Below are 23,399 nucleotides of genomic sequence, written 5' to 3'. Positions count from 1 at the left end.
GATGAGCTACGATGTTACGGTTCAACGCTGCGGGCTGACCGCGTTGTTCGACCTCAAGGGAGCGGCTGAGGCGGTCGGGGCCTGGGTTTGCGATACATTGCCGGGTTTTCCGGACCGTGCCAATCACCGGACGGAAGAAGAGGGGACGGAGCTTTTCTATGTCGGTCGTGATCATTGGATCGCCCGAGCGCCGCTGGCGCGGGAAGAGGCTCTGGAGGCCCAGTTGAAACCCACGGACTGCCCGGCTGATATCAGTATCGTTCGGGTTTCGGACACGATGACCTTTTTCCGCGTTACTGGTCCCGATGCGGCCGAGATCATGGCGATTGCCTGCCCGCTGGACCTGCATGACAGCGTGTTCGGACCGGATGCAGTGACCTATTCCGAGGTTTTTGGCCTCAAGGCACTGGTGATGCGGTATCAGGACGGGTTCGAGTTCGCGGTCGAACAGAGCTTTGGTGACATGATCGACGACTATCTGGCGCGGGCCATGGCTTGACCCAACAGGCGCGGGGCGGCACAGCGGATCGGTAATCACCGGGGTGAAAGAGATGCCGCAATGCTGATGACGCTGACCTCAATCCTGCCGATCTTCCTGATCATTGCGCTGGGGCTTGCCCTGCGCAAAGGCGGTATTCCCAGTACCGATTTCTGGAACCTGAATGACAAGCTTGTCTATTGGGTTCTGATGCCCTGCCTTTTGTTCAGCAAAATCTCACTGTCACCTTTGGACAAGTCGGCTTTGGGGCTTTATTCGATGGCTATTCTGGGCGGGTTTGTGGCGGCACTTGTGTTTGCAGTTGTCTCCGCCCGTCTGCTGGGGTTCGCACCGCCTCAGGCGACTTCGATTTTGCAAGGCAGCGCGCGGCACAATTCATTCATTGGTCTTGCACTGGCGGCCAATCTGTACGGGCCGGCGGCACTGGACATCGCTATTCTTGCAACGGCGATATTGGTGCCGACGACCAATATCGTGATGGTCATCTTGATGGTCGGTGCGCTGAAAAGCGACCGCGCCAATAGCCTGCCCATCGCCATTTTGCGAGAACTGGCGCGCAATCCATACGTGATCTCGATCTTTCTGGCGGTTTGCGCCAACCAGTTGATCGGGGACAGGATCGCGGTCGTGCATGATGTAACGGATGTTTTGGGGGCGGGGGCTTTGCCGATTACCTTGCTTGCGGTGGGGGCCAATCTGAGGGTTCGTGCTATGGCTGCCAGCACGCTGCCTTTGATCCTTGCCTTTGCGGGCAAGATGGTTGTGTTTCCTGTCGCGGTCCTGGTGATCGGCTTGCTGACCGGGCTGCCACGCGATGTGCTGCAGATTGCGGTCGTCTATTCGGTCGTGCCGACAGGTGCCTCGTCCTACACGCTGGCCAAGCAACTGGGTGGTGATGCACCGCTGATGGCGGCTATTGTTACGCTACAGACGCTGATTGCCGCCGTCAGCATTCCGGTCTCGCTCGCCGTGCTGTTGCCGCTGATCCCGTGATGGCTAATCGCGATAGATGTTGGTGAACCCAGGCCGCGGTATCTAATAGGCGGGCATCACCACCTTTTCGTCCGATCAGTTGAATGCCTAGTGGCAGCCCGTTTTGATCGGTCCCAAAGGGCAGCGCCACCGACGGCACTTGCAACAGGTTCCACATGCGAGAATAAAGCGGATCTCCGGTCGCCTCCAATCCCATAGGGGCCGGTCCGGGCGCAGAGGGAACCAAAAGCGCATCTATGTCGCGGAACATTTGATCCAGCATCGCATCTGCACGGTCCCGCAGGTCCAGAGCTGCACGGTATTCCCTGTCGCTGACTGCCAAACCTGCGGTGACAAGCTCATGAAACTGCGGGCTGATACCGGGAACGCCGACCGCGTACTCCGTCGCGCGTTGTCGCGCGACCTCGTACCCCATAACAGCGATCTGAGCCTGAGTGAGTTCGGAAAAAACAGGCGGGTGGACGATCTCTCCGACCTCAGCGCCGGTGGCGGCAATGGCGCCCAGGGCGCGCGTGCAGGTATCCCGCATTTCGACTGAGCCGTCCTGCCAATATGGGCCGCGCATTAAGCTGATCCGGGGCAGGGCATCATCGAACTCAGGTGGCGGACGCAGGTCTGTACCGCGCAACACAGCGTCGGACAGAGCCAGGTCCCGAGGGTCACGGGTCAGAATACCCAGCGTATCAAGGCTTTCGGACAGCCCCATGACACCCGTCAGATCATACCGTCCGGTCGTTGGCTTGAACCCGCATACCCCGCAATAGGCGGCAGGTCGGATCAGCGACGCGGCCGTTTGAGACCCGAATGCGAGCGGTGTCATGAAATCGGCCACAGCCGCGGCCGAGCCGGATGACGACCCACCAGGAGTGTGTGCTGGGTTGGCCGGGTTGGCGGTCTTGCCCGGTCTGAAATAGGCAAATTCGGTAGTGACGGTTTTACCGATCGGTATTGCACCGGCGTCTAGAAAGGCCTGTACACAGGCCGCATTGCGCTCTGGGCTCCGCCTGGCATACAGGTCGCTGCCCCACCCTGTTGGCATTTCGTCTGTGTCGATGATGTCCTTGATCACAAAAGGCACGCCATGGAGCGCGCCGCCAGAGGGGAGTGCATCGGCGGCATAGGCCCGCTCCATGGCGCGCGCCGCATCGAGGGTCTGGAAGGCCCCGATGACAGGTTCACGATCTTTGATCCGGTCCAGATGTGCGGCCATCACCTCGGACGGTTTCACCTCACCCCGCTGGATCATCGCGGCAAGCACATGGGCAGAGTGTTGATTCAGCGCGATCATGCCTCCAACGCTTTCAACGCTGCTGCAAACGGTGTGACGGGCATGTCGTAGATGCCACCACCCAACCGTCCGGCTTGACCCAGCCGGTCAAGGATACCTAAGCCGATCACTGGCCCCGACCCCTGCGCAACGGCACCACGCGCCGTGCTGCCCAACCTTACATCCAACGCTCGGAAATAAGGGTGCGCACCAACCGACAGGCCCGACATGCGCGCTTGTGCGTCATCGGGCAGATAGGCACCAAGCCCTTTTTGCTGTTCGGGGCTCAATTCGATGGCCATCGCGCCCAGCCCAAAGGCTTCGACCACGGCGCTGTCACCAATCGCGCCCAAGGCTCGGTCTTTTGGCAAGTCCACGTCGAATGTGCCTTTCGGCGTGCCGGCTGGAATCGTGAACCATTGGTTCGGAAGGCCGGAAACCTGAATGCCGACCTCTCGCCCATTGCCGCCTGCCGCCGTTACGAAGCTGGAACTGTCAATCCCTTCGGCCAGTTTCATCATGCACTTGGTGGCGGCCATCCACAGGTTCAGAAACAGCGAGGGCGAGCTGTTAATGAACGCCAGCACATCGTGATCGGTGATCCCGCCGGGCGTTCGATCCTTGAGTTCTGCAATCAGTGCCTGCGCCGCCACAGGGGTACGGCCGTGACAGTCATCCCCGCCTAGCAAGCCGATCACGGCCAGTGGTACCAGTGCGATCCCCTCGGCAAGCCCTTTCTCCAAAACATCCAGAAACCGGGTGTTGAGCCATCGGATATGATCCAGAACCGCCTCGGACCGCAGCCCCAGCCGCATAGCGGGGCGACTGCCTGCGTTGATCGGTGCATAGACCCGTTGCTGCCCGCGCCATGCATCATAGATCGTATGTAGCGGCATATCGGCCGAGACCACGGCAGCCAGAGGTGTCACGACGTCGTGGTCCTGCGCAGGCTTCAAAACGATCTCACCCCCGCTGATCATCGCCTCGGCCTGATCAAAATCCTTCGCCAGACCTTGCCAGACGGCAGCAACACAGGCCGAATTCAGGATCGGTACAGTGATCTGATTCGGACTGGCAAAGGCAGGACCGGCGTGCAGAAGCACGTTTTCATCCAGACCCAGCGCCTCAGATGCCGTATTGAACCGGTTCCAGACCGGTTGCGTCACCATTGCCCGGTCAAAGGCTAATTGATCGGCCGGATGCAGCATCACGTGCCCTCTGGTGGAATGATCCAAGTTTCCGAGAAATACAGAAATGCAGTCGTCGTCTCGTATCCGGCCTGCACGCGTGTGCCCAGCTTGCCCGGCAGCGGGTGGCCATTGACGATGATCTGCGCTGAATGTGCGGGCACCAAAAGCGAGAACATGTTCTGCTCGCCCGAGGCGACCTCATGCGGAGACAATTCCAGCGCGCGGGGTGGTTCGAACCCCTCCCAGATCAGCTCAATTGTCAGGTTCTCGCCGACGATGGTCTCGGTATAGCGATGGCTCATGGGATCACCGGTTGAGCGTACGACCTGCGCGCCGATCTCGGGTAGGGTTGCAAAGGCTGGGGCGTTGGCGAAAGCGGCCAGTTTGCTGATGAAATTGGTCTTCAGAAACGCCGTAAGGTCTGGATTGTCGCTCAGGATCACGTTTGGTGCGTCGGGCGATCCCTCAATCCGATCCGGTGCTCCGTAGAGCAGCAAAACCTGCCCCTGACCTACCGGAGACCATGCCACGCGAAAAAACAGTGCCATAGCCGAGAAATTGTCGTTGTCGTCTTTCAGCAGGATGCCGGGGTTTTCGCCGGTCCAATCAACGGTGCCGGGGGTGATCGGTTCATTCAAAGGCATCACAGATCCTCCTGCGGGGTCACCCAGGTCTCAGAGAAGGCGAGAAACGCGGTCGACATGGTGCGACCAAAGAACTGGCGGCTGGCAACCTGACCGGGCAGGGGGGTGCCGTTGACCACAATCTGTGCCGCTTTGGCCTCAAGGAACACAGAATACATCTCATGCGCTTTGGTGGCCGAGTTTTCCTTGGTCACCTCAACTGGCAACGGTGGGCCCATATCCTGCCAGATCATCTCGACCGTCACGCCCGATCCGCGCAGGGTTTCGGAGTACCGGGATTTCAAGTCGCCGGGACGCTTTTCCACGCTGTCGCAATCCAGCCATGTCATTGCGCCTAGCCCGGCCTTGCCGATAAAGGTTGGCATTTTGGTCACCCAGCCATCTACGATCCAGCGCATCATTCGCTGGTTGTCGGTCATGATAAGGTTAGGCACTTGCGGCCAGCCCTGCGCCTGATCCGGAGCACCCAGGATCAACGCTGCATTCCCGCGCCCATAGGGCGACAGAACCACCCGAAAGAACAGCGCCAGCGTGTCGTAATGATCCTGTTCGGGATCCCGTTTCAGATAGATGCCGGGGTTTTCGCCGGACCAGTCAACGCGGCCGGGGTTGTGGGGAATGCGTGTAGTCATGACCAGCTTGCCTCGTAGTCTTTGAGGGCGTCGATGATGAACGCCCTACGGGCGTCGCCCTGAAGATGGTCGCCGGATTTGTAGATCTCGGCCACTTGATGCGAAATCTCTTTCAGCACCGCCCCATCGTCGCGACCCTCCTGCAACGGAATGCGCAGCATCGTATCCCCGGCATAGGTCGGGATCACCTTGTCTGCGAAATTGTCGGAGGGTTGCGGCGGGCGTTCACCGTTTTGCAGGGCGCGAATGGCGTTGCGTAGCAGGCGGCGCGCCTTGGCGACACCCCGGTCGGTAAAGCTGAGGTTTTCGCGCGCATGGATGTTCTTTGGTCCTTGGCTTACCCAGGCATCGTAGTCGCCCGGATCACGCTGGCGCATCTCATAGGGACGGTCCGGGTCTTGGCCATAGAAATCTGTCATGCCGTAGCCAACCTTGCTTTTGTCCGTCAGCCCCTTGGGGTCGTCATTTGCCGCAGCATCCCGAAAATGTCGCCAGGCGATGACCATCGTGTTGGTGTCGTCAATTGGAGTGATCCAGCGCGACAACCCGCAGCGCCCGAAATAGCGCGGCCCGTCCGGAACCGGGAAATGACCCCCATTCTGCGTGAACGATGGCAGCATGTGGTCATGTATCCTGACCCAGACGATATCCTCGACGCGTCGGACATTGGTGTAGAAATCGCCCGTCTGGCTTTCGTGAAACTCGATCATCGGCATTTCGGCAAAAGCATCGATGAACTGGCTGCGCACGGCCAGCGTGTGCAGGTAGACCACGTGGAAGGGGTCCCAGGCGTTTTCCATCACTTGCAGCCAGTTGCAGGGGGATTTGATGAGGTAGGGCACCAGTTCATCGCCCTCTTCGTCAAACGTGTCCATCACCGGGAAGGGCGGCTGTTCACTGGCCGGGCCCATATAGGCAAAGGCCAAGCCGTTGTACTCGATCACAGGGTAGGCCCCAAGACAGGCCTTTTTCTTGACCTGAGAAGCGGGCGGTTCGCACGGGGTTTCCAGAACGGTGCCGTCCAGCCCGTATTTCCAGCCGTGATAGGAACAGCGAATGCCGCCTTCCTCGACAATACCAAACTCAAGGCTCATGTTGCGGTGGCAGCAATGCAGATGGGTCAGACCCAGTTTGCCCTCCTTCTTTTCGCGGAACAGAACCAGATCTTCGCCCAGGATGCGGATGCGATAGGGCAGGTCACCGATCTGGTCCGTCATCGCAACCGGCATCCAGAATCGGCGCAGATACTCACCGCAAGGTGTGCCGGGGCCAACTTCGGTCAGCTCAGGGTCAGGGGTTTCGTGCCAGACATTCTGCTGGTCATGGCCGCGGAAATTGCCTTGGGGGGCCGAGAAATGATCGTTCATTGCGTCCTCCGTGCACGCCGGTGGTCAGGGGAAGGGATCAGGCATCGGTTGGGCACCGGTCCAGATCGATTTGGTTTGGCAAAAATCCTTGATGGCGTCGGGACCAAGCTCACGGCCATAGCCCGACAGCTTGATCCCGCCGATGGGGCTGGCGGGATCGACGCTGCGATAATGGTTGATGTAAACTGTGCCTGCTGCAATGGCTTCAGCAACCCGTTCGCCTTTCTTGGAGTCTGTCGTCCAGACCCCTGCGGCCAGACCGTAGTCACTGTCATTGGCCAGCGCGATGGCTTCGTCTTCGGTCTCAAAGCTGGTGACTGCCAGTACAGGGCCGAAGACCTCTTGCCGCCAAAGCTGCATCTCAGGCGAAACACCGTCGAATATGGTCGGCCCGACATAGAACCCGTCGCGCCCTGCAGTGGATTCCAACCCGTCCAGTACACAAACGGCCCCTTCGGCTTTGGCTTGGTCGATCATCGCAATGACTTTGTGCAGATGGGGTTCGTTGGCCAGCGGTGCGATCTGTGTTTCAGGGTCCATCGGATCGCCCATCTTCAACATACGCGCGCGGTTGATCAGGCGCGAGACCAGCGTGTCTTTCAAGCCCGCCTCAACGATCAGGCGTGAACCGGCGACGCAGGTCTGACCATTGGACAGGAAGATCCCGGACAAAATCCCATTGACCACGTTGTCAAGATTGCAATCGGCGAACACCAACTGGGGTGACTTGCCGCCCAGTTCCAGTACGGCGGGGATCACACCTGCCGCCGCAGCCTCGGCCACTTTGCGACCGCCTAGATCTGATCCGGTAAAGGTGACTTTACGTGTCAAAGGGTGCCGTACCAACGCTTCGCCGACCTCATGCCCCAGCCCGGTGACGACGTTCAACACGCCGGGTGGCAAGCCCGCGTCATGTGCCAGGCGCGCGAATTCCAAAGTCGAGGCCGACGCCATTTCCGATGGTTTGACGACCACTGTATTGCCCGCCGCCAAGGCCGGGGCCAGTTTCCATGCCAGGATCATCAGGGGTGAATTCCACGGCGTAATGGCAACAACTACGCCATAGGGAATGTGATGGCCGACGCTGTGGACACCGTGGATGGAGTTCGCTTGTGCTTCGGGTCCCAGCTTGCGCACTTGGGTGGCGAAGTAGCGAAACCAAGTGTGCAGCCCGGAAAACTGGCCCCGCACTTCGGTGATCCGTTTGCCATTGTCGCGGATTTCCGGTGTTACAAGCTCTTCCCATCGATGTTCCAGAACATCCGCCAGCCGGTCGAGCATATCGGCGCGTTCATTTGGGCCCGTTTTGGCCCATGGCCCGTTGCGAAAGGCGTAATCAGCGTCTCGGATTGCCTGATCGGCGGTTTGGGCATTGCCGCGGGCGATGGTGCTCCACCCTTGACCTGTTGCGGGGTCGATGCTGGTCAACATTTCGCCGCTCCAGTCCACAAACACGCCCGAGATGAATGGAGTGTACGCCCTCATTCAATGTCTCCGACCGCAGGTTGTGCCACCAGTGCCAGCAGATCGCCGCGGCAGACCACGCCCCGGTTGCCATGGGCCAGAACATACCCCGAGGCAGAGAAGTTCAGATCTATTGATGCACGCTCAGGCTCCGCCGGGAAATGCAACCTTCCAGCGAGTGTACCACGTTCGACGTATTGGCCAGCCCTACTGCGCCGATCAAACAAACCATCCGCGGGGGCGTATATCGATTGCGACGGGTCAGCGATCTCCACGCATTCTGCTGCTACTTGCTTGGGCTGATCGCCCTGCAAGATTCCCAGATGCCTGAGGCATCGAAGCAAACCCGTTTCAGCCAAATCGGTGATTTCGGGATCAACTCCTCCTCCTCCGCCCAATTCGGTCGCGATCATGGGCGTGTTGGTCCGCGCGGCTGCCGAGTTTACAGATCGATTGTCATTATGTGTGCCCAGCACCCAGATCAAAGGCAATCCAAAGGCACGGGCAAGATCCATGTTGGCGGAGGTGAGCGCCTTGTCTTGCGTACGGGCGGCTAATGCGCAGGGTTCGAAGACCGAGGCTTTGCCCCCGGAATGCAAGTCGATTGCGGCGTCCACGCGTGGCAAAAGAACCGTCTCGACAAAATGCGCCAGCATTGCGGTTGGACCGCCATCGGCTTCTCCGGGAAAGGCACGGTTCAGGTTCTGACCATCCAGCGGAGAGACACGGGACGCAGCCGCCAGCGCCGGTGCGCTTAGCCCGGGGATCAGGATCACCTGTCCAGCCAACTCGTCGGAGTTCAGGCGCGCCGCGAGCCGCATTATCGCGGCCGGTCCTTCGAATTCATCCCCATGCGTACCGCCAAGGACCAGAACACTCGGTCCCGGCCGCCCTTTCAGGCTGATCACCGGTACTGGGTGATAGCCCAGCGGCACCGAATTGTCCGACCACTTCAGCATCAGATCGCCCACCTGCCTGCCCGGCGCATCAAGATCGATGGTCAGGTGCAGCCTACTAGATTGGTGAGATTCTGTGCGGGTCATCCGATTTCTTTTTGCTGGCGCATCCACTTCATATCATAATTTTTTTGAAAGTGAATTGTAAAAAATCTATTGTTATGTGATATGAAGTGCGATGGCGCAAAGCCATCCTTGGCTCTGCCGGAGGAACTCTATGACTCTGACGCGCGCGAAAGCGGGAATCGAAAAAATCAAACCTCATATGGTGGGCGGGGCGTCCGACGACGTGCCACCGCCAGCGGCTCTGCTGAATTCAAATGAGAACGTTTTTGGCCCGAGCCCGAACGCGCGTGCCGCCGCTTGTGCGGCCATTAGTTCGGTCGAGCGGTACATGGAAAATCCAGACCAAATTCTGGCCCCTGCCATTGCCGCGCATTTTGGGCTGGACGCGGCGCGGATCACAACCGGGCAGGGATCGGACGATCTGTTGGCACGGCTGGCCCGCGCGTATCTGGGGCCAGGAACCGAGCTGATCCGCAGCGCCAATGGCTATCTGAAAGTGCCCAACTACGCCTATGCCAATGATGCCGAGGTCGTGTCTGTTGATGATGACAGCTTCAAGCCGTCGGTGGACCGAATGATCGACGCGCTAAGTGAACGTACGCGCGTGGTCTACCTTGCCAATCCCGAAAACCCGGCTGGAACCTACCTGAACCGGGCCGAGTTGCGACTGCTACATGCGGCATTGCCCGACCATGTTTTGCTGATCATTGATGCCGCATACGAAGAATATGTCGATGCCCATGATTACGAGCCTGCACACAGGCTGGTCGAGGATTCAGAAAATGTGGTTATGTGCCGGACATTTTCCAAAATATACGGGCTGGCCGGGGCACGCGTGGGGTGGATGTACGGGCCCAGCGACGTTGTGGACAGCGTACGGCGGATCGGGTTGACGTTCCCGGTTGCGTCTCCTTCGGTTGCCGCGGCCATCGCCGCGTTGGAAGATAAGGCGCATACGCAGGCGGTTTTCCAAGCCAACGCGCAGGGACGGCGCTGGATCGAAACAGAATTGCGTGCTCTGGGGTTGGAGGTTGTACCAAGTCAGGCCAATTTCGTATTGGTTCGCTTCCCGGACCAAGGAAAATCTGCCGAAGCGGCCGATCGATTTCTGCGACAACGTGGCGTTGCCGTGCGCAGATTCGCCTCGGCTGCTTACCACGACTACATCCGCATCACCGTTGGTCACCCTCATGAAATGCATGCGGCGCGTTGCGGGATCGCCGCGTTTCTGGACGGAGCTTCGTGATGGTCGCTGCACCGCAATCCCGCAACGACGCGCCGTCGGTGGCGCATGTGTCCGGGGCCGCTATCATTGCAGCTATCAAAGCGTGCCACATCGGTGAAGTTGTGGCCCTGCCGGACATAGTGACCAGCGATGGTCTGTTATGGCCGATCTCGCGCGATCCCGATTTTCGCCTGACCCGGATCTGCAAGGAAGATGAAGGCGTCAGTATTTGTGGCGCGATGTCTTACAACGGCACGCGGGCAATACTGATGATGCAGCAGACCGGTTTGATGGATTCATTGAATGCGATCCGGGCGATTGGTGTCGACTACGAATTGCCCATCGTCATGATGGTTGGCCTGCAAGGGAAAGAACCGCATCTGCTACCGGATCAATCGGCCGCGTACGGTGTTCGGATCATCCAGCCGGTTCTGGACGCGATGAACCTGTCGCATTCTTTGATCGAGGCACCGGGGGACGAGGCTCAGATTCCGTCCATGGTTGAGGCTGCCTATGCGGCGTCCAGACCTCATATCTTCTTGATTGGCCGATCGCCGGAGGCCCCATGATCATGTATCGAGACGCGGCTCTTAAGGCATTGATCCCGCATGTACGCGAAGAAGATATCGTGGTCGCGGTCTACCAAAGTTGTTTCGACTGGTTGGCGCTGAACCCGCGCGATCTGAACTACGTGGCTGTCGGAGCGATGGGCCAGGCATCCTCACACGGTCTGGGGCTGGCGCTGGCAAATCCTGACCGGCGGGTGATCGTTCTGGACGGGGACGGCAGTTTGCTAATGAACCTCGGCTCGCTTGTGACGATTGCCAATGCCGGGGTCAGCAACTTGTATCATTTCCTGTCCGCCAACAGGGTGTATGAAGTAAACGGATCACATCCCTTGCCTGGTGCTGAACGCGTCGACTTTGCGGCCATGGCATGGGCCGCGGGCTATGCCGGAGTGCAGCGCTTTACAGCGCTTGACCAATTCTCAGAGTCACTGCCACATGTCTTGTCGGCCAGCGGCCCGCAATTCGTTTCAATGGAGATACAAGCCGGAGAATCGCACCCGCGAGACTACGCCTATATCCACAGTGCGCAGGCCCGCGAAACATTTCGCGAGGCGCTCAATCGCGGGTGACTTTCGTCTGGACGATTTTCAGAAAAGATTGCCCAACGGCCGTGAGTGGTTTGTTCTTGGACCAGAACAATACTGCCCGAAACGTCAGCGGCGCGGCAAAGGGCAGGGCGACGCAGTCGGGTAGTGTCTTGAGGTATTCAAGGCTGGCCCCGACGACAGAAACGCCAAGGCCTCGAGCGACCAGACGACAAACGGCATCGGTGGTCCGGGTTTCGTACTGCATGTGCCGTGCGATGTCTTTTGCTTCAAAAAACTGATCGATCTCGAACCGGAAGCGTGAAGACGGCATGTAAGATATGAAGTTCTCACCCTCCAAGTCCCGCGCCTGCACGATTGTATTATCTGCCAGACGGTGGCCAGTGGGCAGCACGCAGCACACATCGCTGTCACGGATAACAAGGCTTTCGAAAGAGGGATTGGCCGGTTCAGTCGTCGTGATCCCAAAATCATAGTTCTGAGATACCATCCATTCGACCGCATCGTCGCTGGGGGCGATTTCCATGCGCGCCATGGCGTGCGGCCAAGCGGTTGCGAATTCACCGAGTAGATCGGGTGCCAGTTGAGAAGAGACCCCCGGCGTGATCACGAGATTCAGCCGGGCATGACCGAATTTACCGATTGCAGCGGCCGAGTCTTTGATGTGCTCCATACCGCTGACAGCCTGGCGCACCTCTTCTACCAGCAACCGGGCTTCATCGGTGGGCACCAATACCCGTCCTGACCGTTGGAACAGTTGAAAACCAACCTCGGCCTCGAAATCCGAAATCAACCGACTGACCGCCGGTTGCGATATCCCAAGCATCGCTGCAGCCTCGGTCACCGTTCCGGTCGATACAACGGTACGAAACGCGTCAACCTGTTTGAATGTGATCTTCATATGGGGCAACGCTGTCGTTCTTTGGGTTGGCTACTCATAGTAAAATATTATGTAACGACCGACAATGGTCGAGGAAAGTTATGTTGTAAAAGTCCGCGGACAACGTGAGGCCATCATTATTGTGGGCGTGTCGAGACAGTAATGAATTCGATGCTGTCTGACACGATCTCGGAAAACCCATGAGGCAATTTGGCATCGAAACTCAGGGTATCGCCGGTTGTCATGGCAAAGTTTTCTGTACCGCACCGATACACTGCATCACCCTTGATCAGGTACAGAAAGACGTATCCTTCGTGCTGATAACTTGGCAACGTTTCTGACTGGTCTTTCGAGATGCTGATCCTCGCAGATTGAAACATGCCGCCTGGCCCGCCATGCTTGCCAAGCAACAGGTAGTCATGCGCGTGTCCTTGTGTGATCCGCCGCGAGGCCAATCCTTCGCAGGCTTTGACATGATGCACGTCTGCTGAAACCTCGGTATGTGCGAACAATGCCATCAGAGGGACATCCATTGCCCCCGCCAAAGCCTGAAGCGTCCCAAGAGAGGGCGAGACGCTACCATTCTCGATACGGCTGATCATCGACGTTGAAATCTGCGCTGCAGTGGCCAACTCAGAAAGGGTCAGATTACGTTCCTGCCTCAATCTCAGCAGCGTTTGTCCGACATCGTGCTCAATATCTCTTTGTTTGATCACAGTCTTCCGTGCCGATCTCGAAGATGGTTCGCCTAAAGCTAATTTCTATAGTTGCGCCAATTTTGTTGGCCCAGTCAATCATTTGTACCGCCGTTGGCGAAAGCAACTATACGGGAAAAACTCGAACCTTGGTTTACTACTCGACTGGCGTCCAATCTGGTTCGAGATCGAATACCGAAAACCCCTCTGCCACTTCTAGCGACTCACGACCGAAACTTGCCTCATAGACAATGCCAGTTTCGCCAACCATGAAATAAAGGATGCCAATCTCGCCATAATAAGAGGGAACCTAGGCTGGATGTGTCGCAAACTTTTGTGACATCCAGCGCCAGCGACTTACTGGACACACCTATCCTGCGATCTCAGCAAACATCCGAAAGCCCGCAGTCGTAGTGCTGGAGAATTGCCCTTCTGGATCATGTTCGCGACTTCGATGCCGTCCAAAGTAGCCGAGACAAATCTGAACGATTTGAACCCACACATGTGCCCGATGAGACGCTTGATGAATCTATGATCCTGTTCGATCATGTTGCTCAGATACTGGGGCTTGATTGTCTGTGCTTTGGCGGGGCACCCAAATCGCCTCAGAATTCTGTTCACTTCTCGCATGCCGGTCGCATCAGCACCGCTTTTGTCGATGACGATCTTACTCGGGAATTGACTTGACGACAGCGCTTTGCCAAAGAGCCTGGTCGCTACTGGACGGTTCTTTTGCCCAACCCAAGCACCTCAATTTACCGTAGCTTCGTGATAATCTCTTCGGGCTTGTGTCGTTTCGTTTCCATTTTGATTCTCCGTTCGCTAATGATGGCAGAAGACTATTTCAGCAGGGGGGATCAGGGTTGAGTGACCCCATCTGCCGGGTCCAATTTGATTGTTAGTGCATGATCGGCCTTTGGCCTATCGGCACGATGGGTTCTGGCGTTGATGGGCGATAAGCCAATGCAATGTGTGGTCTTCTGGTGTTGTAGTGCTTTTTTCAATTTTCGATGACGATCTGCGCTTCGCGCAGGTTATGGAATATCTCGCCATTGAGCAGTTTATCCCTCATTCGACCGTTGAAGCTATCGCAACATCCATTCTCCCAAGGCGAGCCTAAATCAATGTATGCCGTTCTGGCGCCGACAGCGGCAATTCCCAAGTGTAATGACATCCGGTTTTCTGCTGTTTACCGAAGTCGCAGGACAAGTGCGCCCACAACTTCGTTGACGTAGTCCCCTCTAATAGTTTGGGCACGACCAACTACATGCGCCCGGTGAGTATCTTAGCAAGATCGGGTTCAACCTTTTGGGTTTGCTCCAGATCCAGGCTGTTTTTTATATGGAGAAGGTGGTGTCGGATGTTGTCTTCTGCGGATTGCGGGTCGCCACTCACGATTGCATCAATGATTGATGCATGCTCATCATCTGGACAAGATGAATCCTTGTGGGTGCCGAACAGTGCTACGATCAGAGACGATCGGGTCGCCAGTTCCTTAACGACGCGTGTGAGTACCGCGTTATTGTGGCATTTAGCCAATTCGACATGAAACTCGCCGGAAAGTCTGATAACCTCAGTTCTGTCGTTTCTTGCGCGAGCTTCGTCTTCTTTTTCGATATGTGTTCGCAACGCATTGACACCTGCGCTGCTGATCTCACGTGTCAATTCTCGCACGATGCCCGTTTCGATCATCAAGCGAGCTTCGAAAACCTCCTGGGCTTCCTTAGGACTCGGGCAGGCAATAAAGGCGCCGCGATTTGAGCGCAGTTCGACAATGCCTTGGCTACTCAGCAGCAGCAAAGCTCTTCGGACCCGCATCCGACCGACGCCGAAAGTTTCACATAAAGTTTGTTCGCTCAACTTGGTTCTGGGTGCCAGCTTTTGTTCCATGACTGCCGAATAGATACGGTCGACGATCAATTGCTCATTCGGATCGGTTTGAACGGTGTCGAGTTTTTGCTGGGCGTCTGTCATCTTGTTCCAATTTGGCTGGAATACACGTCGATCGTATTTAGCCGTACTACTCTTAACTGACAATATATTGGACTTCTGTTCACAAATTCAACAGATACGTTTACTAAAAACGTTGACATAGATTGTTAACAATGCAGTATCCAAGGTGCATTCCGGGATTCGACCCGACGCATTGTTTACTTCGCCAAGCGCACAGAAGAGGCGCCGAGACCTCATAGGGAGGAAAGAATGAAACGTAGAACCCTGATGAAAACTTCAGTCGCCCTGGCATTTTCCGTAACGGCGCTGGCTTCTGCGGCCTGGGCGGAAAACCCTGTCCTCAAGATCGGATTTGTGGGCGTGACATCCGGCCCGGCGGCAGCCTGGGGGATTTCCAACCAGCGCTCAATGGAGGCTCGCGCCGAGTGGCTCAATGAAAAGGGCGGGTATAAGATCGGCGATACGACCTATGATATCGAGATCGTATCCTTCGATGACCAGAAAGACCCCAAGCGCGCAATCGCGGGCATGGAAAAGATGGCGCAGGAAGGCATCCACTATGTGGTCGGCCCGAATGTCGATGACGGTGCTGCCGCCGTGCGCCCCGTGGCCGAGGCCAACGGGATCATGTATTTCCCTTACGCCTTCCCGAAAGAACTTTATACCGCACCCGCATCCAACGCGGTTCTGGGGATGGTGGCGAATTACCAATCTGGTCCTGCGATCTATAAGTACCTGAAAGACGAGAAGGGCGTGAAGACCGTGGCGTTTGTTGCCGCGAACGAATCCGACCCGCTAAGCCAGCGGGACGGTGGTGTGGAAGCGGCCAAGGCGCTGGGGCTTGAGGTTGTTTCGGACAACGTCACCTATCAGGTGGATACCACCGATTTTACTCCGGTCCTGACCCCGGTCATGCGTACCCAGCCCGATTTGCTGGTTCTTTCGGGCGTCTCTCCGGCCAATGCGCCGCAACTGATCCGCTCGGCACGTGAACTTGGATTCCAGGGCCTGATCTCGACCGAAACTGCGCAGGACGCGACAGTTCTGCGCGAAGGGGCAGGGGATTTGGCCAATGGGTTCATTTCTGTCGGTGGCGCGTCAACGCCCGAGATCGCATCGGATGACATGAAGGAGTTCGTCAAACGCTATACCGATATGTTCGGCGAGTATAACGACGAGTCGAACACCAAAGTTTATGCGCTGGAATACATTCTGGCGACGTTGAACGCCAACCCGGCTGGCATTGACGACGTTACTGCTTTCCAGACCACGATGGATACGTTTGAGGCCCCCAATCCCTTCATGAAAGGCGACGCCACGATGCGGTATGTGGGGACCACATCGTTTGGACAAAAGCGTCAGATTGCCGTTCCGCTGGTAGTGAATGTCTATCAGGACGGAGAGTTTGACACGCTTTTCGTCGCTGAAGTTGACTGAGGCAATACTCCCAATCAAGGCAAAAGCCTAACGAGCCACTCACTCTCCCGGGCTGACAAACAGCCCGGGAGACCCGAACCTTACGCGGGACACTCATGGAACAGATATTAGCAAACGGTATCTATCTGGGGGCGCAATATGCGATGATCGCCCTGGGTTTGACGCTGATTTTCGCCTTGATGAACGTGCTGAACTTTGCCCATGGGCAGATGTATGTTCTGGGTGGGTTTGTCACTTACACATTCTACGGGCAGCTCGGCTGGCCCTTTGTGCTGGCTTTGCTGGCCTCGTGCATCACTCTTGCCGTATTGGGTGCACTGATCGAAAGGTTCCTGTTCGCACCGGTTATACGAAGGTCATCGCGCGAGGAAAGCACGATGTTGCTGGCGGCTGGGCTGGCCTTCCTGTTCGACGCCATAATCTTGCTGGTCTTTGGCGAGAAACAACGCGGTGTCCCCAAAATCGTCGACGGTGTTTTCAACTGGGATTTCAGGTTGATCATGCCGTATGACCGCATTCTGATCTGCGTTCTGGCCATTTTGTCCATCGTCTCATTCATTCTGTTCATGCAGTATTCCAAAACCGGTCGCGCCCTGCGCGCGTTGGCGCAGGACAGAACCGCGGCGCAGTTGATGGGCGTCAATGTCGACCGCTATTCCATGATCGGGTTTGCACTGGGTGCGATGCTGGCCGGTCTGGTCGGCGGGCTGCTGGTGACCATCACCGGCGTCAATCTGGGGATGGGTGGCCCAACCTCGATCAAGGCCTTCATGATGGTAATGATCGGTGGTGCGGGCGTGATTTCCGGTGCGATAGCTGGCGGTATCATCCTTGGGTTCCTGGAAGCCATCGGTTTGGCCGTCCTCTCGCAATACGGCGACATCACCTATCTGCTGATTTTCGTCTCGCTGATGATTTTCCTGGCCATCCGCCCGCAGGGGCTGATGGGTAAGCCGTGGGGATAGCGCAGTGCCGAAACTCAACATGATCCAATGGGCCGGTCTGGCAGTGTTCCTGCTGGCGATATTCATCCTGGTGCCTGGCTTCGTCGCGGCCTCAGGACGGTCCGATCTGTACTATACCCTGACCTCGGTGGCACTTTTGTCCATCGCCAGCGCGGGTGTCTGGTTGACCTTCTATATCGGCCGCATCAATATCGGTCAGGGTGCCTTTGCGCTGATCGGCGCTTATGTCTCGGCCATTCTGGTGACAAAGGCAGGTATGTCTTTCTGGTTATCACTGCCGCTTGCGGGGCTGTTTGCTGCCGGGGTGGCGGTTGTGATCGGACTGCCGATCCTGCGATTGCGCGGCGTCTATTTCGCCATGATCTCGCTGGTGTTGACACAGGTGGTCACGCTGACCGCGCTGGCCCTGCCCATTACCAACGGGGCGAAGGGAATTACTTCGATCCCGCTTCCCGGAGGCGTCTCGGTCCTTGGACTTACACTGATCCCGGATTTCGCGACGCTTGAGAACCCGAGGCTGGCCTTCTACTACACCGCCTGCGTGCTGATGGTTCTGACCTTTGCCGCAATGTACCGGCTGGTGAATTCGCGGCTTGGCCACTTGTGCCGGTCGATGCAGCAGAACGAGGAACTGGCGAGTTCGATCGGCGTGAACATCTCGTACATCCGGGTCATCGTGTTCGCCATTTCGTCCTTTCTGGGCGGCATTGGAGGGGCGATGTTCGGTTCCATTGCCCAGTCGGTTTACCCATCCAGCTTTCAAGTCGCCGATAGCGTGAATTTCATGCTGAACTGTTTCCTCGGCGGGCTGGGCTATGTCTTTGGCCCGATGCTGGGCACGCTGGTTCTGTACTTCGGTTGGGACTTGTTGTTTGAACTTGGTCGCTTCCAGTTGTTGGCTTATTCCAGCATGCTGATCATCCTGATGCTGTTCCTGCCTAACGGGCTGCTCAGCCTGCGCCTGCCGGGTCAGAAGGGGGCGGACAAATGAGCCATCTTCTGGAAGTCCGTCATGTCACCAAGAAGTTCGGAGGGCTGACTGCCAACAGCGATATCTCGTTCAATGTGAACGAGAACGAGATCCTGTCAGTGATCGGGCCAAACGGGGCAGGCAAAAGCACGTTGTTCAAGATGATTTCGTCATTCTTGCCGACGACATCAGGCGAAGTGTTGTTCGAAGGTAAGCGCATCTCGAATTTGAAGCCGCATGTGGTGGCCAGAAAAGGGGTTGTCCGAACCTTTCAGGAGACGACGATCTTCAAATCGATGACAGTCCGCGAAAGCATCGTTGTCGCGCAGCACCTGCGGGCCAGAGCCTCGTTGGCCGGGTATTTCTGGGGGACCAAAACAGCCCACGAAGATGTCGACAGTTTTGGGCAATATGCGGACGATCTGATCGACTTCCTCGGTATGACAGACATTGCCAACGAGCAGGCCTCGAACCTGCCGCAGGGCAATCTGCGGGCGCTGGGGATCGCCATTGGCCTGGCGACCGATCCAAAGGTACTGCTGCTGGATGAGCCCTTTGCGGGAATGAACCACGATGAAACCATGAAAATGGTCGATCTGGTACGCAAGGTGCGCGATGACCGGGGTGTCACCGTATTGTTGGTGGAACACGATATGCCAGCGGTGATGAAAATCTCCGACCGGATTGTGGTTTTGAACTTCGGCGAAATGATTGCCGAGGGTACGCCGGCAGAAATCCAGAACAACGAAAAAGTCATCGAAGCCTATCTGGGCAGCGCAGATGACGAAATCGGGATCTGAACCATGAGCAAGATGTTGGAATTCAAGGATGTCGAACTCTACTACGATCACGTCTATGCGCTGAAAGGTGTATCGATTGATTTGGAACAAGGTGAAACTGTCGCTCTGATTGGCGCTAATGGCGCGGGCAAAAGTTCAATCTTGCGGGCGATCACCGGGCTGGCGAAGATCAAATCCGGTTCAGTGGCGTTTGAGGGCGAACAGATTGCCGGAACCAACCCGGCCGAAATCGTCTCGAAAGGCATCGCGATGGTGCCCGAGGGGCGGCGTGTCTTTCCTTACATGACGGTGAAAGACAATCTGCTGATGGGGGCGTTCACCCGTTCGGACAAGGCGGAAGTGCAGCGCACGCTGGATTCGGTTCTGGAACGGTTTCCGCGCCTGCGTGAGCGGTATTCGCAATCGGCTGGCACTCTGTCGGGCGGCGAGCAGCAGATGATGGTAATCGGGCGCGCCCTGATGGCCAAACCTCGCTTACTTTTGCTGGATGAGCCGTCGCTGGGAATTGCGCCTAAACTGGTGCAGGACATCGCGCGGTCCATCGTGGCGATCAACCGGGACGAAGGCGTGTCGGTACTGCTTGTCGAGCAGAACTCGCGCATGGCGCTATCGATTTCGCACCGTGCCTATGCGCTGACCACCGGAAATGTGGTGATCTCAGGCAATTCCAAAGAGCTTTTGACCGATCCCCGGATCAAAGCCGCTTATCTGGGCGGGGAAGTGTGAGGATATTGTGAAACTGTTAGTCGTCAATCCCAACACCACCGGTTCTATGACTCGAAAGATCGAGGCGGCGGCCCGCGCCGTCGCGAGCCCTGATACCGAGATCATTGCCATCAATTCGCAGGATGGTCCCGCCAGTATCCAAGGGTATCTGGATGTTTCGACCTGTGTTCCGGGCTTGTTGGATGTGGTCAAGCAGCATCCGGATGTGGATGGCATCGTAGTGGCCTGTTTCGATGACACAGGCGTCGACGCTGTACGTTGCATCACCTCGGCTCCGGTCGTTGGTGTTGGTGAGGCCGCCTATCACGCGGCGTCTATGATCAGTCCCAAGTTCAGCGTCATTACGACACTATCCCGCTCATTGGCGGGACTGGAAGCCAATCTGTTGCGCTACGGTCTGGATCGCCGCTGCGTTAGGGTCCGCGCGTCAGATGTACCGGTTCTTAAGCTGGAAGAGAACGATCCGAATACGGTTGATATTATCCGCGCTGAAATCCGCGCGGCCATCGACGAGGATCGGGCCGAAGCCATTGTTCTGGGTTGTGCCGGAATGACTGACCTGATGTCGCATTTGTCCGAGGAATTCGGCCTGCCAGTCGTCGATGGGGTTGCTTGCGGAGTTACGTTTGTAGAGGCCTTGGTTAAGGCAAAACTGACGACTACAAAGCTTTGCTCTTATGCTTGAGAATTCTCTTCGGGCAACGGCATCTTTTGGCATTCCTTGTGATGGATCTGTTAAATATTTTTTTGGGCATTGCCTCAAGCGGGCTCAGCGCTTGCTTGATCGCGTGATGTGCGGATTCAGAGTCAGCTTCGAATTCTTCGACGCTCTGACCGAATTTGCGCAGGGTTCGTTCCTGATAGTAGTCTTTGCGCAATTCGTCGTCAGGGGAAAGCGCATGGCTATCTTTGGAAACTTAGACGCATAGAAATAATCGAGGGGAAAACACCAACCTGGTCGACGGAGTGCGCGAAGTTCTTATGACCAGAGATTTGAAGGGTAACCTCCTGACGTTACCCTTCGTTGTCTTTCATTTGGGATCAGAGCACGCGCTACTTTGGGATGCTGGAGCACGAAAACCCATCACACAACGAGAACGTACCGCACCCTTTAAGCAGGCATCCCTTGTTTGTAACGCACCAGCTGCAATCCCCGAGACTCTGAATGCCGAAGATTATTATGATAATAGGTTTGGGCTGACCTTCTGAATCCGAGAAGGCACCGAGTTGTTCTGTCAAGAATGTGAGCCTCTCAACATCGTCAGTTAATGACTCTGGAGGTAGTCTGACATCTAGATTTTCCTACTCTTATCGTATGCGCTGAAGCTATCTGACAGATTGAGGAAGAAGTTCTGCCCTTCGATCTAAAATATGACGGTATAACTGGCGCCATCGCCTAGTTCTCAGGGCCGATCAGAGACCGAAATTTGAAGCAACTCATTCTCTCCTGTGAATTTATTGAGGTTCGAGGCACCACCCTTTAAGCGATATTGATTCAAGTCAAACATCGCAGCTGTGACGAAGGGATAAGACGAGCATAGCTTCTCCTTTTACGCAGTCCTTGTGATTTGGATCGACATGCTCGCAATAGTAGCAGTCTACCAGCCGACTCAAGTATGGCGTGTTGCTGTGTTTTGCTATGTCCGATACGGCGTGCTCTATCGGGATCTGGAAGAGTTCATGGTCGAACGCAGCATAGCCCAGCTACTGAAATTGCCACTTCTCCAATATTCTTTGAAAAGGCTAGGTCTGATGAAATCACCCGAAAAACCGAAATCTATCTGTCGTCTCGTTGCCGCAAAAAACCAAGCCCTGAACAATCTCAGCAACGGCAACACCCCGATCTGGAAAGTTGGTGATGCTGATTGTTGTTGACGGTTCGAAGGAACAGTCTCATTTCTTACGACCCACTCTGAGCCTTCTATAAACACGATCTAGGCGGAACTTATAATAACAGCATGGAGGTTGCGATTTCTGACACAAGCCAATCGCAAATTATCCCCGTCTTCCAGACCAGCCTCTTCTGAACGAAGTTGGTGCTTCACCATAGCGTTTCTTGAACCGCACTGTCAGCTGGGTGGCGCTTCCAAAGCCCGTAGCGGCTGCGATCTCAGATACGGGCATCTCGGTTTCGCTGAGCAATGCGTAAGCCCGTTCAACGCGTAATTCGATGTAAAACTGCACTGGTGAAGTTTCGACATACTTTTGGAAAAGGCGCTCTAACTGACGACGAGATATCTGTACGGCCTCCGCTATTTCAGAGATATCCAATGGGTCTTCAAGATTTTCATGCATGATCTGCATGGCATTGATCAGGTATTGGTTGCGGCTGCCCAACGCCACCGAGAACGCTGATTTCTGAAGCGTTTTACTGTTGTTGGACCGAAAGTGGATGCACATGTCTGAAACGATGACCGCGAGGTCGTTTCCAAAATCGGATTCGATTATGTCCAGCATCATGTCAATTGCAGCGTTGCCACCACCGCATGTCATAAGCTCGTTATCGATCTCATACAGGTTTGCCGACGGTTCCAAATCATGAAAGTGTTCGATAAAAGCAGGGCGGTTTTCCCAATGCAAAGTGAATCTTTTCCCTGACAAAACTCCAGCCTTTGCAAGGGCAAAAGCTCCAGTACAGATACCACCCAAGTTACAACCATAGGCCTTCTGGCGGCGAATCCATGACAGCACATTGGGGTTGGTGCTTTCTGCCGGTTCAATACCCGAGCAGACAAACAGCCGCGAGGATCGCGGTAGGCTACACAAGGCGAAATCCGGCGTAATCTCAATTCCATTCGAACAAGAAACCGGATTTCCGTCTTCTGTGATCAGAAACCACTTGTACAATTCCTTGTTTGTGACCTGATTGGCGATCCGTAAAGGTTCCACTGCAGCGCTAAAGGCAAGCATGGTCAGTTTAGGCAACAGCAGGAAATATAATTCTTTGGCCGACCCATCGAAGTCTATGCGATAGCTGGCCGCGCCCTTTGGAATAAAGTTTCTCGGGTTCATTTTAACTTCTCCCAGTGGCAACCAAGATGGATGAATGGCACCAACACTCCATAGAGTATAGGTGTAGAACAGTCAGGTACTCATCCATGCAACAGGTTCACAGCTTTCCTTTCAGGAACGGATCTTCGTTTCACTCGCTCTTGGTGAGAAGAGCCTAGTCATGGCAGAGAAGATATCGAAGGCTAGCGACAACCAGCAAGCAAACACGGTCACCTGGCACGTCCGTCGCTCAGACGTTGCCAACTTCTGGCGCGTGTGAATGACGGCCTGACGAAACTCCTCTGTGGGCGGGTCCCGGGCTTTAGATGGCTCAAGCTCTCCTTGAGGATCAGCTTGTTCAGCTTAAGTTCAGCCACGATATTCTTCAGCCGAGCGTTCTCTTTCTCCAGGCGCTTCTGCTCGGGCAGCTGTGCTCGGCCCATCCCGCCGAAGCGCTTTCTCTAGTTGCAGTACGTGGCATCGCTGGTGCCGACGCTACGACATGCCGATGCCTCATCGTGACCTGCTGTCAGCTTTAGCTCGATCTCACGCCGCCAACGCAGCT

At 56.1% G+C, this 23,399-nt stretch carries 23 protein-coding genes and 3 pseudogenes; 12 read left to right on the top strand and 14 right to left on the bottom strand.

Annotated features, from left to right (window positions below):
- Position 1: 1 nt before the first annotated feature.
- Both ACR0AZ_RS13415 and ACR0AZ_RS13410 read left to right on the top strand, forming a co-directional pair.
- Entirely contained in the window at positions 2–499 is a 498-nt protein-coding gene (locus ACR0AZ_RS13415) for a sarcosine oxidase subunit gamma family protein (RefSeq protein ID WP_480472216.1), read from the top strand.
- 60 nt (positions 500–559) lie between these two features.
- Entirely contained in the window at positions 560–1,492 is a 933-nt protein-coding gene (locus ACR0AZ_RS13410) for an AEC family transporter (RefSeq protein ID WP_480472217.1), read from the top strand.
- On the opposite strand, the gene ACR0AZ_RS13405 is transcribed toward ACR0AZ_RS13410, so the two are convergent.
- The 7 genes from ACR0AZ_RS13405 to ACR0AZ_RS13375 are packed head-to-tail and all read right to left on the bottom strand — an operon-like array spanning position 1,446 to position 9,099.
- Positions 1,446–2,780: an amidase gene (locus tag ACR0AZ_RS13405; RefSeq protein ID WP_480472218.1), complete on the bottom strand. Its 1,335-nt coding sequence runs from the start codon at positions 2,778–2,780 to the stop codon at positions 1,446–1,448. The two genes, ACR0AZ_RS13410 and ACR0AZ_RS13405, sit on opposite strands and share 47 nt — an antisense overlap.
- On the bottom strand, positions 2,777–3,967 hold the full coding sequence (locus tag ACR0AZ_RS13400) for a YlbE family protein (RefSeq protein ID WP_480667643.1): 1,191 nt from the start codon (positions 3,965–3,967) through the stop codon (positions 2,777–2,779). The genes ACR0AZ_RS13405 and ACR0AZ_RS13400 overlap by 4 nt, the downstream gene beginning before the upstream one ends.
- The gene (locus ACR0AZ_RS13395) at positions 3,967–4,593 is read right to left on the bottom strand and encodes a hypothetical protein (protein WP_480667642.1); all 627 of its coding nucleotides are present in this window, start codon (positions 4,591–4,593) and stop codon (positions 3,967–3,969) included. Before ACR0AZ_RS13395 ends, ACR0AZ_RS13400 begins: the two co-directional genes overlap by 1 nt.
- Positions 4,593–5,225: a hypothetical protein gene (locus ACR0AZ_RS13390; RefSeq protein WP_480472221.1), complete on the bottom strand. Its 633-nt coding sequence runs from the start codon at positions 5,223–5,225 to the stop codon at positions 4,593–4,595. The genes ACR0AZ_RS13395 and ACR0AZ_RS13390 overlap by 1 nt, the downstream gene beginning before the upstream one ends.
- Entirely contained in the window at positions 5,222–6,592 is a 1,371-nt protein-coding gene (locus ACR0AZ_RS13385) for a Rieske 2Fe-2S domain-containing protein (RefSeq protein WP_480667641.1), read from the bottom strand. Before ACR0AZ_RS13385 ends, ACR0AZ_RS13390 begins: the two co-directional genes overlap by 4 nt.
- A gap of 24 nt (positions 6,593–6,616) precedes the next feature.
- The gene (locus ACR0AZ_RS13380; RefSeq protein WP_480667640.1) at positions 6,617–8,077 is read right to left on the bottom strand and encodes an aldehyde dehydrogenase; all 1,461 of its coding nucleotides are present in this window, start codon (positions 8,075–8,077) and stop codon (positions 6,617–6,619) included.
- A complete protein-coding gene (locus ACR0AZ_RS13375; RefSeq protein ID WP_480472224.1) occupies positions 8,074–9,099 on the bottom strand; it encodes a succinylglutamate desuccinylase/aspartoacylase family protein in 1,026 nt (341 codons plus the stop codon). The genes ACR0AZ_RS13380 and ACR0AZ_RS13375 overlap by 4 nt, the downstream gene beginning before the upstream one ends.
- Before the next feature lie 130 nt (positions 9,100–9,229).
- On the opposite strand from ACR0AZ_RS13375, the gene ACR0AZ_RS13370 reads away from it, so the two are divergent.
- From ACR0AZ_RS13370 to ACR0AZ_RS13360, 3 genes are read left to right on the top strand one after another with little or no spacing between them, the layout of a single operon-like run.
- A complete protein-coding gene (locus tag ACR0AZ_RS13370; RefSeq protein ID WP_480667639.1) occupies positions 9,230–10,324 on the top strand; it encodes a pyridoxal phosphate-dependent aminotransferase in 1,095 nt (364 codons plus the stop codon).
- Positions 10,324–10,872, top strand: a complete 549-nt coding sequence (locus tag ACR0AZ_RS13365; protein ID WP_480472226.1) for a decarboxylase — start codon at positions 10,324–10,326, stop codon at positions 10,870–10,872. The genes ACR0AZ_RS13370 and ACR0AZ_RS13365 overlap by 1 nt, the downstream gene beginning before the upstream one ends.
- A complete protein-coding gene (locus tag ACR0AZ_RS13360; RefSeq protein WP_480472227.1) occupies positions 10,869–11,441 on the top strand; it encodes a thiamine pyrophosphate-dependent enzyme in 573 nt (190 codons plus the stop codon). The genes ACR0AZ_RS13365 and ACR0AZ_RS13360 overlap by 4 nt, the downstream gene beginning before the upstream one ends.
- On the opposite strand, the gene ACR0AZ_RS13355 is transcribed toward ACR0AZ_RS13360, so the two are convergent.
- The 6 genes and pseudogenes from ACR0AZ_RS13355 to ACR0AZ_RS13330 all read right to left on the bottom strand — a co-directional run bounded on the left by ACR0AZ_RS13355 (position 11,428) and on the right by ACR0AZ_RS13330 (position 14,966).
- Positions 11,428–12,318 (bottom strand): LysR substrate-binding domain-containing protein, encoded by an 891-nt coding sequence (locus ACR0AZ_RS13355; protein ID WP_480667638.1) that lies wholly within the window; start codon positions 12,316–12,318, stop codon positions 11,428–11,430. The genes ACR0AZ_RS13360 and ACR0AZ_RS13355 overlap by 14 nt on opposite strands.
- 116 nt (positions 12,319–12,434) lie before the next feature.
- A complete protein-coding gene (locus ACR0AZ_RS13350) occupies positions 12,435–13,013 on the bottom strand; it encodes a helix-turn-helix domain-containing protein (protein ID WP_480667637.1) in 579 nt (192 codons plus the stop codon).
- A gap of 136 nt (positions 13,014–13,149) precedes the next feature.
- Positions 13,150–13,287 (bottom strand): annotated as a pseudogene (locus ACR0AZ_RS13345) (DUF2950 family protein); the annotation flags it as partial.
- 62 nt (positions 13,288–13,349) lie between these two features.
- Positions 13,350–13,712 (bottom strand): annotated as a pseudogene (locus ACR0AZ_RS13340) (DDE-type integrase/transposase/recombinase); the annotation flags it as partial.
- A gap of 178 nt (positions 13,713–13,890) precedes the next feature.
- Positions 13,891–14,148: pseudogene (locus tag ACR0AZ_RS13335) on the bottom strand (integrase core domain-containing protein); the annotation flags it as partial.
- Between the two features lie 107 nt (positions 14,149–14,255).
- On the bottom strand, positions 14,256–14,966 hold the full coding sequence (locus ACR0AZ_RS13330; RefSeq protein ID WP_480472230.1) for a GntR family transcriptional regulator: 711 nt from the start codon (positions 14,964–14,966) through the stop codon (positions 14,256–14,258).
- A 228-nt stretch (positions 14,967–15,194) separates the two neighbouring features.
- Here ACR0AZ_RS13330 and ACR0AZ_RS13325 point away from each other — a divergent pair, with 228 nt between their 5' ends.
- The 7 genes from ACR0AZ_RS13325 (at position 15,195) to ACR0AZ_RS13295 (ending at position 21,718) form a co-directional block, all read left to right on the top strand.
- Positions 15,195–16,382: an ABC transporter substrate-binding protein gene (locus tag ACR0AZ_RS13325; RefSeq protein ID WP_480472231.1), complete on the top strand. Its 1,188-nt coding sequence runs from the start codon at positions 15,195–15,197 to the stop codon at positions 16,380–16,382.
- 95 nt (positions 16,383–16,477) lie between these two features.
- Positions 16,478–17,347: a branched-chain amino acid ABC transporter permease gene (locus tag ACR0AZ_RS13320; protein WP_480472232.1), complete on the top strand. Its 870-nt coding sequence runs from the start codon at positions 16,478–16,480 to the stop codon at positions 17,345–17,347.
- Positions 17,348–17,366: 19 nt separating this feature from the next.
- Positions 17,367–18,338, top strand: coding sequence for a branched-chain amino acid ABC transporter permease (locus ACR0AZ_RS13315; protein WP_480472906.1), 972 nt, complete (start codon positions 17,367–17,369; stop codon positions 18,336–18,338).
- A complete protein-coding gene (locus ACR0AZ_RS13310) occupies positions 18,335–19,117 on the top strand; it encodes an ABC transporter ATP-binding protein (RefSeq protein ID WP_480472233.1) in 783 nt (260 codons plus the stop codon). The genes ACR0AZ_RS13315 and ACR0AZ_RS13310 overlap by 4 nt, the downstream gene beginning before the upstream one ends.
- 3 nt (positions 19,118–19,120) lie before the next feature.
- Positions 19,121–19,843 carry an ABC transporter ATP-binding protein gene (locus ACR0AZ_RS13305; protein WP_480472234.1) on the top strand — a complete coding sequence of 241 codons (723 nt, stop codon included), beginning with the start codon at positions 19,121–19,123 and terminating at the stop codon, positions 19,841–19,843.
- A 7-nt stretch (positions 19,844–19,850) separates the two neighbouring features.
- Positions 19,851–20,528 carry an aspartate/glutamate racemase family protein gene (locus tag ACR0AZ_RS13300; RefSeq protein ID WP_480472235.1) on the top strand — a complete coding sequence of 226 codons (678 nt, stop codon included), beginning with the start codon at positions 19,851–19,853 and terminating at the stop codon, positions 20,526–20,528.
- 878 nt (positions 20,529–21,406) lie between these two features.
- A complete protein-coding gene (locus ACR0AZ_RS13295; RefSeq protein ID WP_480472236.1) occupies positions 21,407–21,718 on the top strand; it encodes a hypothetical protein in 312 nt (103 codons plus the stop codon).
- Positions 21,719–21,838: 120 nt separating this feature from the next.
- Here the strand turns inward: ACR0AZ_RS13295 and ACR0AZ_RS13290 are convergent, their stop codons facing one another.
- The gene (locus tag ACR0AZ_RS13290; protein ID WP_480667636.1) at positions 21,839–22,855 is read right to left on the bottom strand and encodes a GlxA family transcriptional regulator; all 1,017 of its coding nucleotides are present in this window, start codon (positions 22,853–22,855) and stop codon (positions 21,839–21,841) included.
- Between the last annotated feature and the right edge of the window lie 544 nt (positions 22,856–23,399).

Source organism: Ruegeria sp. BE3, from assembly GCF_056538865.1.
The sequence above is the reverse complement of the archived record's forward strand: the minus strand, read 5'-3'. Positions and strand labels throughout refer to the sequence as shown.

Bases quoted from the DNA above. Each gene is read 5' to 3' on its own strand.
- ACR0AZ_RS13415 (WP_480472216.1), top strand. From the start codon at position 2: ATGAGCTACGATGTTACGGTTCAACGCTGCGGGCTGACCGCGTTGTTC.
- ACR0AZ_RS13410 (WP_480472217.1), top strand. From the start codon at position 560: ATGCTGATGACGCTGACCTCAATCCTGCCGATCTTCCTGATCATTGCG.
- ACR0AZ_RS13405 (WP_480472218.1), bottom strand. From the start codon at position 2,780: ATGATCGCGCTGAATCAACACTCTGCCCATGTGCTTGCCGCGATGATC.
- ACR0AZ_RS13400 (WP_480667643.1), bottom strand. From the start codon at position 3,967: ATGCTGCATCCGGCCGATCAATTAGCCTTTGACCGGGCAATGGTGACG.
- ACR0AZ_RS13395 (WP_480667642.1), bottom strand. From the start codon at position 4,593: ATGCCTTTGAATGAACCGATCACCCCCGGCACCGTTGATTGGACCGGC.
- ACR0AZ_RS13390 (WP_480472221.1), bottom strand. From the start codon at position 5,225: ATGACTACACGCATTCCCCACAACCCCGGCCGCGTTGACTGGTCCGGC.
- ACR0AZ_RS13385 (WP_480667641.1), bottom strand. From the start codon at position 6,592: ATGAACGATCATTTCTCGGCCCCCCAAGGCAATTTCCGCGGCCATGAC.
- ACR0AZ_RS13380 (WP_480667640.1), bottom strand. From the start codon at position 8,077: ATGAGGGCGTACACTCCATTCATCTCGGGCGTGTTTGTGGACTGGAGC.
- ACR0AZ_RS13375 (WP_480472224.1), bottom strand. From the start codon at position 9,099: ATGACCCGCACAGAATCTCACCAATCTAGTAGGCTGCACCTGACCATC.
- ACR0AZ_RS13370 (WP_480667639.1), top strand. From the start codon at position 9,230: ATGACTCTGACGCGCGCGAAAGCGGGAATCGAAAAAATCAAACCTCAT.
- ACR0AZ_RS13365 (WP_480472226.1), top strand. From the start codon at position 10,324: ATGGTCGCTGCACCGCAATCCCGCAACGACGCGCCGTCGGTGGCGCAT.
- ACR0AZ_RS13360 (WP_480472227.1), top strand. From the start codon at position 10,869: ATGATCATGTATCGAGACGCGGCTCTTAAGGCATTGATCCCGCATGTA.
- ACR0AZ_RS13355 (WP_480667638.1), bottom strand. From the start codon at position 12,318: ATGAAGATCACATTCAAACAGGTTGACGCGTTTCGTACCGTTGTATCG.
- ACR0AZ_RS13330 (WP_480472230.1), bottom strand. From the start codon at position 14,966: ATGACAGACGCCCAGCAAAAACTCGACACCGTTCAAACCGATCCGAAT.
- ACR0AZ_RS13325 (WP_480472231.1), top strand. From the start codon at position 15,195: ATGAAACGTAGAACCCTGATGAAAACTTCAGTCGCCCTGGCATTTTCC.
- ACR0AZ_RS13320 (WP_480472232.1), top strand. From the start codon at position 16,478: ATGGAACAGATATTAGCAAACGGTATCTATCTGGGGGCGCAATATGCG.
- ACR0AZ_RS13315 (WP_480472906.1), top strand. From the start codon at position 17,367: ATGATCCAATGGGCCGGTCTGGCAGTGTTCCTGCTGGCGATATTCATC.
- ACR0AZ_RS13310 (WP_480472233.1), top strand. From the start codon at position 18,335: ATGAGCCATCTTCTGGAAGTCCGTCATGTCACCAAGAAGTTCGGAGGG.
- ACR0AZ_RS13305 (WP_480472234.1), top strand. From the start codon at position 19,121: ATGAGCAAGATGTTGGAATTCAAGGATGTCGAACTCTACTACGATCAC.
- ACR0AZ_RS13290 (WP_480667636.1), bottom strand. From the start codon at position 22,855: ATGAACCCGAGAAACTTTATTCCAAAGGGCGCGGCCAGCTATCGCATA.